Consider the following 12,160-nt stretch of genomic DNA (forward strand, 5'->3'; position numbering starts at 1 on the left):
CTCGGTGCGTTGCGACAGGTCCGTATTGCCGGCCGCGATCTGGTGCGTCGCGGTCGAGATCGCGTCGGAGCCGTGCGCAACCTGCCGCACCGTATCGGCGAGGCTGCGCTGCATGCCGGTCACGCCCTTCACGAGTTCCGCCATCTCGTCGCGCGACGTCCAGCGCACTTCCGACGTCAGGTCGCCGTCGGACAGCCGGCGGAAATGCGTGAGCAGCCGGTTGACCGGCTGCGTGATCGCGAAGTGCAGGCCGATCGCGCAGCCGAGACACGCGGCAACGCCGAGCGCGATGCCGGCGATCGCGCCGGCGCGCAGCCAGTCGTAGCGCGTTTGCGCGGCGTCGTAGACGGCGCGGCCGCGTGCGGCCTGAAACGTGTCCAGCGCATCGGTCGCGCGCGTCAGCGCGACCGACAGCGGCGGCGCGACCGACATCAGCAGCCGGTCCGCGTCGTCTCGCCGGCCTTCGCGGATGGCATCGGCGAGCGGCTTCAGCGCCTGTCCGATCAGCGCCTGGCGCGCGGCGTCGAGCCGGCTCGCGAGCGGCGCTTCGTCGGCATCGTGCGGCATCGCCGCGTACGTGCCCCATGCGGCATTCGCCTTCGCGAGGTAGTTCTCGGCCTTCGCGACGAGCTCGGGCAGGTCGGGCGCCTCCGGATGCAGCACGGCGCGATCGAGCGTGGTGCGCACGATCGTCAGGTTCAGCGTGGCGGCCGCCAGCGCGGTCTTTGCGGCGAGCTGGCGCGTGTACGCCTCGTCGAGTGCGCGGTTCGAGCTTTGCATGCCGGCGAGGCCGATGAGCCCCGACACGACGAGCAGCCCCGCGACGAGGCCGAGCGTGGAAAAGATGCGGGTGCGGATCGAGAAACGGGAAAACAGGGCGTTCAGATTCATGACGGCACGGGATCGAGAAAAGCGCCGCGACCGGCGGACGCGGCACTCTGGATTACGGTTCGCCTTCAGAAAACTTGAGTCCGGCCCCGTTTCGCCCTGATCTCGATCAATTTGGCAAGTCGGCAACGCACCGATACGACTGCAACAATTCGAGCCCAAGCAGAAATTGACCAGTCATCTATCGACGACTATATTTCGAGCAACTTCCTGCCATGGCAGATAATTCAATGCAAACCGATATCCTTCCCTCGCCGTCCGTCGACACCGTCGCGCGCCGCGATGCGCCGACGGCGCCGATCATGGCGGCGCTGCTGCTGGTGATGCTGTTGTCCGCGCTCGATCAAACGATCGTGTCGACCGCGCTGCCGACGATCGTCGGCGAACTCGGCGGGCTCGACCGGCTGTCGTGGGTCGTGACCGCGTACCTGCTGTCGTCGACCGTCGTGCTCCCGCTCTACGGCAAGCTCGGCGATCTGTACGGCCGCAAGATCGTGCTGCAGGTCGCGATCGCGCTGTTCCTCGCGGGATCGGCGCTCTGCGGGATCGCGCAGGACATGACGCAGCTGATCGCGCTGCGCGCGCTGCAGGGCCTCGGCGGCGGCGGCCTGATGGTCGTCACGATGGCTGCGATCGGCGATCTCGTCCCGCCCGATCGCCGCGCACGCTATCAGGGGATGTTCGGCGGCGTCTACGGGCTCGCGACGATCGTCGGGCCGCTGCTCGGCGGTTTTCTCGTCGAGCATCTGTCGTGGCGCTGGATCTTCACGATCAACCTGCCGCTCGGCTTTCTCGCGCTCGCCGTGATCGGCATCGCGTTCCGGCCGCATACGGCGCACGTGAAGCACCGCATCGACTACCTGGGCGCCGCATTCCTCGCGACCGCCCTCACCTGTGTGATCCTGTTTACCAGCGAAGGCGGCTCGTTGCTGCCGTGGTCGTCGCCGCAGCTCTGGATGACGCTCGTGCTCGGGCTCGTCGCGATCGGCGGGTTCGTGTACGAGGAACGGCTCGCGGCCGAGCCGATCATGCCGCTCGAGCTGTTCCGGCATCGCACCTTCGTGCTGTGCTGCGCGATCGGCTTCGTCGTCGGCGTCGCGCTGTTCGGCTCGGTCACGTTCATTCCGCTCTATCTGCAGGTCGTGAAAGGCTCGACGCCGTCGCAGGCCGGCATGCAGCTGCTGCCGATGATGGGCGGGATGCTCGCGATGTCGGTCGCGAGCGGCCGGCTGATCGCGCGGCTCGGCTCGTACCGCGCGTTTCCGATCGCCGGCACGCTGATCGGCGGCGTCGCGATGGTGCTGCTGTCGACGCTGTCGCTCGACACGCCGCTGCACACGATGTACGCATACATGGCGCTGCTCGGCATCGGCCTCGGGATGGTGATGCCCGTGCTCACGCTCGCCGCGCAGAACACCGTCGAGTTCCGGCACATGGGCGTCGCGACGTCCGGCGCGACGCTGTTCCGCTCGATCGGCGGCTCGATCGGCGTCGCCGCGTTCGGTGCGCTGTTCTCGCACGGCCTGCGCACGCGGCTGATCGATGCGCTGCCGGCCGGCACCGAGCTGCCGGCCGCGCTCGGTCCCGGCACGCTCGGGGAGCTGCCCGAGACGGTCCGTAGCGCATACCTGCATGCGTTCGCCGGTTCGCTGCATGTCGTCTATCTGGCCGCGGCGACGGTGATCGCGATCGCGTTCGTGCTTGCCTGGTTCGTCGAGGACGCACCGCTGCGCACGCGCGGCTGACGGATGCGGCGGCGCCGCTTCGCACGGCCGCCGACACCCGGGCCAGCGCCGCGCCCACCGATCGCGCAGCAGGCGCCGGTGCCGCCCGCTTTACCTGCCGGCCGCGCGCCCGCATAGTAGCGGTTTCGTCCGATCCGACTTCGCCATGTCCGCTGCTCCCGCCTGTACCGTCCGCGACGCGACCGACGCCGATCTCGCGGCGATCCAGGCGATCTACGCGCATCACGTGCGCCACAGCGTCGCGTCGTTCGAGGAAGTCCCGCCCGACGTCGCCGAACTCGCCGCGCGCCGCGACGCGGTGCTGCGCCACGGGCTTCCGTATCTCGTCGCCGAATGCGACGGCGGCGTCGCCGGCTATGCGTATGCGACGCCGTACCGCCCGCGGCACGCCTACCGATACACCGTCGAAGATTCGATCTACATCGACGACGCGCAGCGCGGCCGCGGCATCGGCCGCGCCCTGCTCGCCGCGCTGATCGCGCGCTGCGAGGCGGGCCCGTGGCGGCAGATGATCGCGGCGATCGCGGACGGCGGCACCGGCGGCTCGACGTCGCTGCATCGCGCCTTCGGCTTCGCGCCGGCCGGCACGCTGCAGGCGGTCGGCTTCAAGCACGGCCGCTGGATCGACATCGCGCTGCTGCAGCGCCCGCTCGGCGAGGGCGCGGCCACGCTGCCCGCCTCGCCCGCGCAAGGCGCGTCGCGCTAGAATGGCCGCATGCCTAAACAGACTCCTCCTCCGTCCGACACCGCCGCCGACGAAACCCGCAACGAGTACACGGTGGACGAACTCGCGCGCGTGTCCGACACGACCGTGCGCAACGTCCGTGCATACCAGGATCGCGGGCTGCTGGCGCCGCCCGAGAAACGCGGGCGCGTCGGCATCTACGACGATACGCACGTCGCGCGCCTGAAGCTGATCAATCATCTGCTCGCGCGCGGCTATACGCTGTCGAACATCCAGGATCTGATCAAGGCGATCGACGAAGGCCACGACCTGCGCTCGATCCTCGGCCTCGAAAACGCGATCGGCGGACGCTGGTCGCACGAACGCCCGAAAACCTATTCGCTGGCCGCGCTCGCGCAGATGTTCGGGCCGCAGACGCCCACGCAGCTCGCGCGCGTGACCGAACTGGGGCTGCTCGAGCGGCGCGGCATGTCGTTCGTCGCGAAGAGCCCCGCGCTGCTCGAAGCGGCGGCCGCGATGACGAAGGAAGGCATTCCGCCGCGCGAACTGCTCGACGTGATCAGCCTCGCGCGCCCGCACTTCGACGCAGTCGCGCGGCTGCTCGTCGATCTCGTCGTCAAGCAGCTCGACCGCTACGATGCGGGCACGCTGCCGCCGGCAACCGACGTGCCGGCGCTCGTCGACGCGATCTGGCGTCTGCGTCCGCTCGCGGCCGTATTCGTCGAGGCGGAGATGAACCGCGCACTCGAAAACGCAGCCAGCGCGTACCTCGGCGGCCGCGTCGCGACGATTCTCGATCGCAAGCTCAGCGATGAAGCCGCGCGGCAGGCCGGCGCGCCCGAGGCGCACGGCAGCGGCGGCAAAGCATAAGCGCACCGCTTTCATATTCATATCGGCATTGCTTCGTTGGCGGGCGCGAACGCCCATGCGACGATTCTTCCACCCGAGCGGCATGCCGCTCTCCGAAGACGTCACGCATGGAGTTCGTTCGATGATTCGTTTCCCCCGCTGGATCGCCCGCACCGTCGCCACCGCACTCGTCGCACTGTCGGCCGCGTCCGTCTGCGCGCCGGCGAGCGCCGGCCAGGTCGTACGCATCGGCTATCAGAAGGCCGGGCTGCTCGCGATCATCCACGCGCAGCATTCGCTCGAAGCCCGGCTGAAGCCGCTCGGCTACGACGTGCAATGGTTCGAGTTTCCGGCCGGCCCGCAGCTGCTCGAAGCGCTGAACGCGAACGGCATCGACTTCGGCTATACGGGCGCGCCGCCGCCCGTGTTCGCACAGGCGGCCGGCGTGCGCTTCGTGTACGTCGGCGCGGAACCGCCGGCGCCGCACAACGAGGCCGTGTTCGTGAAGGCCGATTCGCCGATCCGCTCGGTGGCCGAGCTGCGCGGCAAGCGCGTCGCGCTGCAGAAAGGCTCGAGCGCGAACTACCTGCTGCTCGAAGCGCTGAACAAGGCCGGCGTGCGCTACGACGAGATCCGCCCGGTCTACCTGCCGCCCGCCGATGCGCGTGCCGCCTTCGAAAGCGGGCACGTCGACGCGTGGGCCGTCTGGGACCCGTATTACGCGGCCGCGCAAAACGCGCTGAAGATCCGCACGCTGTCCGACTACACAGGCCTCACGCCGACCAACAACTTCTACGAAGCGACGCGCGATTTCGCGCAGCAGCATCCCGACGTGGTTGCCGCGATTCTCGCGCAGGCGCGTGAGACCGGTGCATGGGTGAACAGTCATCCGGCCGAGACGGCCGCGCTGATCGCGCCGACTGTCGGCATGCAGGCGCCGCTCGTCGAAACCTGGATCAAGCGCGTGCCGTTCGGCGCGGTGCCCGTCGACGAGAAGATCGTCGCGGTTCAGCAGCGTGTCGCCGATGCGTTTCTCGCGGCGAAGCTGATTCCGCAGAAGCTGAACGTCGCCGACAATGCGTGGATCGACCGCCGCGTCGCGGCCGCGCTCGCCGCGAAGTAGACCTGACGCGTGCCGACGGGCGGCACGACGCGCTCGCGAGCGCCCGGCGGCGGAAACCGGCGCACTAGAAGGATTCGCCGGTTTCGGCCCGCCCGTTGTTGCGGATAATGGCCGTCGATCCGCGCGTCGGCGCTACCGGCTGCCGCCACGCGTCGACAACGACGATCCGGAGACCGCGCTTGCTCGCCACGCTTCCCGCCACCTATCGCCGACTATGCCCGCTGGCCGTCGCCGCCGCGCTGCTGTACGGCGTGTCGCTCGCCGCTGCGCCGTATCGCGGACAGTTCGCCGCAAAAGCCGCGATGGGCATCCTGCTGCTGGCCGCCGGCAGCACGCTGCGCGCACCGCGCGACCGCGCGTGGCTCGTCGCGGCGCTCGCGGCCGCCGTGCTCGGCGACGTGCTGCTCGCGCTGCCCGACTCGCCGTTCACGTTCATGGGCGGCCTCGGCGCGTTCCTGCTGACCCATCTGTGCTACTGCGCGATCTTCTTGCGCTGGCGTGCCCGGCCGCACGGCGGGCGCGTGGCGGCGCTCGTCGTGCTCTGGATCGCGGCGCCCGCGTTCTATGCCGCGTTCTTCCCGCATCTCGGCGAGCTCGCGGTGCCGGTCGCCGTCTATATGCTCGTGCTCGTCGCGATGGCGAGCTTCGCGCTTGCCGCCGATACGCATGCGCCGCTCGTCGCGATCGGCAGCCTGATCTTCGTCGGCTCGGACACGCTGATCGGCGTCGAGCGCTTTCTCGGCAGTTTTCCCGGCATCGGCCCCGCGATCTGGGCGCTCTATGCGCTTGCGCAAGTCGTCATCGTGACCGGGGTTTTCCATGAGACAACGGCCCGCACGGTCCGTCCCTGATTCCGTTTCAAACAGCCGTCCCGCCCGTTCTCGCGCGAAACCGCGGCCGTTTACCGGCCTACGCCGGCCGTCCGCGCGCTTTCCGCAGTGCGGAAAGCAGTCCGTTCCAAACCGCGCTGCGCCTTGCCGGGCGCGGCTTCCGGCCCTTAGAGCGGCGCTTCTAGTGGCTTGCGATTTCCCGGCTCACCCACTATCGTTACATCAACCAATGTAACATTAAAAAATGAGCCCAATCGGAGACACCCGGATGAATGCTCGCACGTTGCCTTTCGGCCCGCCCGGCCATGACGGCCCGGACGAAACCATCGACATCGCCATCATCGGCACCGGCTTCGCCGGGCTCGGGATGGCCATTCGCCTGCGGCAGACGGGCGTCACGGATTTCGTCGTGCTCGAGAAGGCAGCCTCGGTCGGCGGCACGTGGCGCGACAACCACTATCCCGGGTGCGCCTGCGACGTGCAATCGCACGTCTACTCGTTCTCGTTCGCGCCGAATCCGCGCTGGACGCGCATGTTCGCGCCGCAGCCCGAGATCCGCGCGTATCTCGAAGACTGCGTGCAGCGCTTCGGGATCGGCCCGCATCTGCGGATGAACCACGAACTGCAGCGCGCCGAATACGACGAGCGCGCGCAGCGCTGGCGCCTGACGTTCTCGAACGGCAAGCGGCTGTCGGCGCGCGTGCTGGTGTCCGGCATGGGCGGCCTGTCGCGCCCCGCGCTGCCGGCGATTCCGGGCGTCGAGGATTTCCGCGGCCGCGCGTTCCACTCGCAGCAGTGGGATCACGCGTATCCGCTCGAAGGCAAGCGCGTCGCGGTGATCGGCACCGGCGCGAGCGCGATCCAGTTCGTGCCGCAGATCGCGCCGCGCGTGAAGTCGCTCGCGCTGTTCCAGCGCACGCCGCCGTGGATCATGCCGAAGCCCGACCGCAGCCTCACGCGGTTCGAACAATGGCTGTTCCGCACGCTGCCGTTCACGCAGAAGCTCGTGCGCAGCGGACTCTACTGGATGCTCGAATCGCGCGTGCTCGGCTTCGCGATCCATCCTGGGCTGATGAAGAACGTGCAGAAGCTCGCGCTGCGCCATATCCGCAAGCAGGTGCCGGACCCGGCGCTGCGCCGCGCGGTCACGCCCGACTACACGCTCGGCTGCAAGCGCGTGCTGATCTCGAACGACTATTACCCGGCGCTGTCGCGCAGCAATGTCAGCGTCGTGACGACCGGCATCGCGCGCATCGAAGCGGACGCGGTCGTGACGACCGACGGCACGCGTCATGAGGTGGACTGCCTGATCTACGGCACCGGCTTCCAGGTCGCCGATCCGTTCCCGCGCGGCGCGATCGTCGGCCGCGGCGGCCTCGACATCGTCGATGCATGGCGCGACGGCGCGCACGCGTATCTCGGCACGACGCTGCCCGGCTATCCGAACTTCTTCATGATCGTCGGCCCGAACACCGGGCTCGGTCATAACTCGATGGTGTTCATGATCGAATCGCAGATCGAATACATCCTCGGCGCGCTGCAGGCCATGCACCGCGAGCGCGCGGACGCCATCGAGGTGCGCCCGACCGTCGAGGCGCAGTTCAACAGCGAGCTGCAGCGCAAGCTGAAGAAGGCGATCTGGTCGACGGGCGGCTGCAAGAGCTGGTACCTCGATCCGCGCACCGGCAAGAACACGACGCTGTGGCCGGGCTTCACCTGGCGCTTCCGCCAGGCGACCGCGCACTTCTCGATCGCCGATTACCACGCGTATCGCGCACCGAACGATGCCGCGCACGCGGCCGCGGCGCCCGCCCCTCGCGCTTCCGCTTCGGCCGAAGCAGCCTGACCCGGACAAGGAGCAAGGACATGAAAGATTTCGCCAACAAGGTCGCGGCCATCACGGGCGCCGGCTCCGGAATGGGCCGCTCGCTCGCGGTGCAGCTCGCGCAGGCCGGCTGCCACGTCGCGCTCGCGGACAAGAACGGCGTCGGCCTCGCCGAAACCGAACGGATCGTCCGCGCGATCGCGCCGAACGTACGCGTGAGCTCGCGCGTGCTCGACGTCGCCGATCGCGACGCGATGTTCGCGTGGGCCGACGATACGGCGCGCGAGCACGGCAAGGTCAACCTGATCTTCAACAACGCGGGCGTCGCGCTGTCGAGCACGATCGAGGGGATGGACTACGCCGATCTCGAATGGATCGTGAACATCAACTTCTGGGGCATCGTGCACGGCACGAAGGCGTTCCTGCCGCATCTGAAGGCCGCCGGCGAGGGCCACGTGATCAACACGTCGAGCATCTTCGGCATCTTCGCGCAGCCCGGCATGAGCGCGTACAACGCGACCAAGTTCGCGGTGCGCGGCTTCACCGAATCGCTGCGGCAGGAACTCGACATGATGAAGTGCGGCGTGTCGGCGACCTGCGTGCATCCGGGCGGCATCCGCACCAACATCGCGCAGTCGAGCCGGATCGCGAAGAACATGGTCGGCTTCATGATCGAAAGCGAACAGCAGGGCAAGGACGACTTCGAGAAGTTCTTCATCACGAGCGCCGACGATGCCGCGCGCACGATCCTCGCCGGCGTGCGCAAGAACAAGCGCCGCGTGCTGATCGGCCGCGACGCGAAGGCCGCCGACTGGATGGCGCGGATCCTGCCGGCCGCCTATCAGGCGCTCGTCGTGCTCAAGTCGCGTCAGGAGGCCGCGAAGGCGCGCCGCCGCGCGGCACGCTTCGGCACGCCGGCAAGCGCCCCGCTCCACGCCACCTACAACAACGCAGGCAATCAAGGAGGAAAACAGTCATGAGCACTCCGCAAATGATGCCGGTGCGGCGCGACGTCCGCTTCGCGCTGCCGCCCGAGCGCGCGCGCGACTGGCACGTGCAGGGCGTGCCCGTCACGCATTTCATGAACGCGCTGTCGCTGCTGTTTCCGGCCGGCGAGCGCTTCTTCATGGATTCGGTGCGCAACTATCGCGACCGCATCGACGATCCGGAGCTGAAGAAGCAAGTGCTGGGCTTCATCGGACAGGAAGCGATGCATACGCGCGAGCACATCGAGTACAACGATCTGCTGCAGGCATCCGGTCTGCCGGCGCACAAGCTCGACAAGCGCCTGTGGACGATCCTCGGCTGGTTCAAGAAGGTGCTGCCGCATTCGATGCAGCTCGCGATCACGATCGCGCTCGAGCACTACACCGCCATTCTCGCGAACCAGCTGCTGTCCGGCCACGAGCATCGGATCGACGGCTCCGTCGAAGGCTATCAGCAGATGTGGATGTGGCACGCGATGGAAGAGACCGAACACAAGGCCGTCTCGTACGACGTGTGGAACGCGGTGATGAAGCCCGGCATCGGCCGCTATCTGCTGCGCACCGGCACGATGCTGATCACGACCGTGATTTTCTGGACCATCGTGTTCGACTTCCATGTGCGGCTGATGCTCGCGCATCGTCGCCGTCACGGCAGGTTCGGCGGCATGTGGCGTCTCGTCAAGTATCTGTACGGGCCGAAGCACGGCGTGTTTCCGAGCATCGCGCGCGAGTGGCTCGACTATTTCCGGCCGGGCTTCCATCCGTGGGATCACGACAACCACCAGTATCTGCAGGGACTCGACACGCTGCTCGCGAACATCGACGCGACCAACGCGCGCTATGCGGCACAGGCCGCGCCGCGCCGCGTGCCGCTGCATCCCGTCGCGCAGGCATGATGCGATGGCGCGCGATCGCGACATGCTGACCGTCCGCTCCGGCGACGTGAAACTCGCCGTCTACGTCAGCGGCCCGCGTCGCGCGCCGCCGCTGATTCTCGTGCACGGCTATCCCGATTCGGCCGCCGTGTGGGCGCCGATTCGCGCACGGCTTGCCGGGCGCTATCGCGTGATCGCCTACGACGTCCGTGGCGCGGGGGCGTCCGATGCGCCGCGGCGCCGCGCCGACTACGCGCTCGCGCGGCTCGCGGACGACTTGAAAGCGGTTGCCGATGCGACCTGCGGCGACCGTCCGTTTCATCTGGTCGGCCACGACTGGGGGTCGATCCAGTGCTGGGAGGCTGTGACCGACCCTGCGTTTCGCGGGCGGATCGCGTCGTATACGTCGATCTCGGGCCCGTGCCTCGATCACGTGTTCCGCGCGAGGATGCGGCTCAAGCAGAGCCTGAAATCGTGGTACATCGCGTTCTTTCATCTGCCGATCGTGCCGTCGCTGGTCTGGCGACTCGGCGGCGCCGCGCTGTGGCCGCGTTGGCTGCAGCTGACCGAACGCGTGCGCGTCGAACGCGATCCGTCGCAATTGAAGAATGCGCTGAACGGGTTGCAGTTGTACCGCGCGAATTTCATCGCGCGCGCAAGCAAGCCGCGCGAGCGGTATGCGCAGGCGCCGGTGCAGATTCTCGTGCCGGTGCGAGACCGCTACGTGACGCCCGAGATGACGATCGATCTCGATCGCTGGCTCGGTGAGCATGTGCGCGAGGAAATCGACGGAGCCCACTGGATCGTGCTGCGCGATCCCGACCTGATCGCGTCGCGGATCGACCGCTTCGCGTCCGCACACGAAGGCAAGACCGCGCCGTCGCCCGCGGCTGCCGCTCAACCGGGCATCGGCAGACGCCTGAACAGCGTCTCGTAGTCGATCACGAGGCCGTCGTCGTCGACGTCCATCTCGGCCGTGAAGTTGCGGAAGATGCCTTCATAGCGGTAACGCCGGCCCGGCTCGATGCAGGTGTACGCCTGCTCGACCCGCGTCGCGGTCAGGTCGGGCACCGACACGTAGACGACATCGATCGGCTGCCGCTCGCCGCGCGCGAGCGCGAGGCGGCCGATCGGCAACGCATTCGTAAACGGCGTCGCCGCGATATCGATGTCGATGCAGCCGTCCAGCGCGGGCAGCGCCTCACCCGCTCCGTCGCGCCAGTGGCCGGCGCCGTCGCCGTGCAGCTCGAGCGTGCCGCCGCCCATCACCTTGAGCACCGCGCAGGTCACGCGCCATCGCGGATCGCAGACGAGCCGATACGCGAGCCCGTAGGCCCGGCCGTACCGCTGGCCGACCACCGCGCTTTCGACGACGATGCCGTCGTCGCTCCGCTCGAACGTCAGATGTTCGATGCCGTCGCCTTCGAGCGACGCCCAGCGCACCGCTTTCGTCATTCCGCCTCCTCGCACGCCCCACGGCGGGGCATCGCGCACAAATTCCGACTATCCAGAATTCCCTATTCCGGTGCACGGGATTGTGTCCTATGCTCGCGGCTCGTCCTGCTCCGCCGCCATCATGTTCACCGCACACTCTGCCACGCCGTCGATCGATCTGCGCATCCTGCTGCGCAGCATCGGCCAGATCGTGCTGCAGGCGAACGCGCTCACGGGCGCGCTGCTGCTGGCGGCGCTGGCGCTGACCGACCCGCGGCTCCTCGCGTGCGCGGCGCTGCTCGGCGCGGCCGCCGCCAATCTAACGGCGGTGCTGACGGGCGCGCGTCGCGACGATCTCGAACAAGGGTTGCACGGTTTCAACGGCGCGCTCGCCGCGCTGGTCGCCGCCGTGTTCGCGCCCGATCCGCTGCTCGGCGTCGCGCTGTCGCCGTTGCCCGCGATCGGCGCGGCACTCGTGCATCGCGCGATGCGCGGGCCGCTCGCGAAATGGCGGCAGTGTCCGTATTCGAGCCCGTGCCTCGCGGTGTCCGCGCTCTGGCTGCCGTTTTTTATTGCGACGCAGCATGCGGATGGCGCGATCGGCGGCGCGGCGCCGACCTGGTCGGCCATCGGCCCCGCGCTGCTCGCCGGCGTCGCGCAGACCACGTTCGCGCAAGGCGCGTGGGCCGGCGCGCTGATCGTCGCGGGCATCGCGGCCGAGTCGCGCCGCGCGGCTGCATTCGCACTGGCGGGCGCGGTCGTGTCGACCGTGCTGCTGACCGCGCTCGGCGCCGACGCGGCATCGCTGACGAACGGCCTGCTCGGCTTCAACGGCGCGCTCGCCGCCCTCGCGCTGTTGCCGCGCGGCACGCGCGCGGCGCTCGCGGCTGCCGCGCTGGCCGCGCTGATCCAGTGGCTTG

12 protein-coding genes are annotated in these 12,160 nt (G+C 68.6%); 10 read left to right on the forward strand and 2 right to left on the reverse strand.

The window, feature by feature from the left end; all coding sequences use genetic code 11:
- The coding region (locus tag HMPREF3115_RS32455; RefSeq protein ID WP_256276207.1) for a methyl-accepting chemotaxis protein at positions 1-891 on the reverse strand (891 nt) is incomplete at its 3' end.
- A gap of 227 nt (positions 892-1,118) precedes the next feature.
- On the opposite strand from HMPREF3115_RS32455, the gene HMPREF3115_RS14430 reads away from it, so the two are divergent.
- From HMPREF3115_RS14430 to HMPREF3115_RS14470, 9 genes are all read left to right on the forward strand, one after another.
- On the forward strand, positions 1,119-2,633 hold the full coding sequence (locus tag HMPREF3115_RS14430) for an MDR family MFS transporter (RefSeq protein ID WP_070554872.1): 1,515 nt from the start codon (positions 1,119-1,121) through the stop codon (positions 2,631-2,633).
- 145 nt (positions 2,634-2,778) lie between these two features.
- Positions 2,779-3,339: a GNAT family N-acetyltransferase gene (locus tag HMPREF3115_RS14435; protein WP_070554874.1), complete on the forward strand. Its 561-nt coding sequence runs from the start codon at positions 2,779-2,781 to the stop codon at positions 3,337-3,339.
- A 9-nt stretch (positions 3,340-3,348) separates the two neighbouring features.
- Entirely contained in the window at positions 3,349-4,188 is an 840-nt protein-coding gene (locus HMPREF3115_RS14440) for a MerR family transcriptional regulator (RefSeq protein ID WP_012216835.1), read from the forward strand.
- Between the two features lie 121 nt (positions 4,189-4,309).
- A complete protein-coding gene (locus HMPREF3115_RS14445) occupies positions 4,310-5,290 on the forward strand; it encodes a sulfonate ABC transporter substrate-binding protein (RefSeq protein WP_070554876.1) in 981 nt (326 codons plus the stop codon).
- Positions 5,291-5,469: 179 nt separating this feature from the next.
- A complete protein-coding gene (locus HMPREF3115_RS14450; RefSeq protein ID WP_070554905.1) occupies positions 5,470-6,141 on the forward strand; it encodes a lysoplasmalogenase in 672 nt (223 codons plus the stop codon).
- A 247-nt stretch (positions 6,142-6,388) separates the two neighbouring features.
- Positions 6,389-7,966, forward strand: coding sequence for a flavin-containing monooxygenase (locus HMPREF3115_RS14455; protein ID WP_006403243.1), 1,578 nt, complete (start codon positions 6,389-6,391; stop codon positions 7,964-7,966).
- Between the two features lie 20 nt (positions 7,967-7,986).
- Positions 7,987-8,925, forward strand: coding sequence for an SDR family NAD(P)-dependent oxidoreductase (locus HMPREF3115_RS14460; RefSeq protein ID WP_006403242.1), 939 nt, complete (start codon positions 7,987-7,989; stop codon positions 8,923-8,925).
- On the forward strand, positions 8,922-9,827 hold the full coding sequence (locus tag HMPREF3115_RS14465; RefSeq protein WP_006403241.1) for a metal-dependent hydrolase: 906 nt from the start codon (positions 8,922-8,924) through the stop codon (positions 9,825-9,827). Before HMPREF3115_RS14460 ends, HMPREF3115_RS14465 begins: the two co-directional genes overlap by 4 nt.
- 4 nt (positions 9,828-9,831) lie before the next feature.
- Positions 9,832-10,743, forward strand: coding sequence for an alpha/beta fold hydrolase (locus HMPREF3115_RS14470; protein WP_070554907.1), 912 nt, complete (start codon positions 9,832-9,834; stop codon positions 10,741-10,743).
- On the opposite strand, the gene HMPREF3115_RS14475 is transcribed toward HMPREF3115_RS14470, so the two are convergent.
- Positions 10,704-11,261: a putative glycolipid-binding domain-containing protein gene (locus tag HMPREF3115_RS14475; RefSeq protein WP_070554878.1), complete on the reverse strand. Its 558-nt coding sequence runs from the start codon at positions 11,259-11,261 to the stop codon at positions 10,704-10,706. The genes HMPREF3115_RS14470 and HMPREF3115_RS14475 overlap by 40 nt on opposite strands.
- Positions 11,262-11,382: 121 nt before the next feature.
- Between HMPREF3115_RS14475 and HMPREF3115_RS14480 the strand changes: the two genes are divergently transcribed.
- Positions 11,383-12,160 (forward strand): urea transporter (locus HMPREF3115_RS14480; RefSeq protein WP_256276208.1); only part of this gene is annotated, 778 nt, incomplete at its 3' end.

The sequence above is a fragment of the Burkholderia sp. HMSC10F09 genome (assembly GCF_001806955.1).
GTDB lineage: Bacteria > Pseudomonadota > Gammaproteobacteria > Burkholderiales > Burkholderiaceae > Burkholderia > Burkholderia multivorans.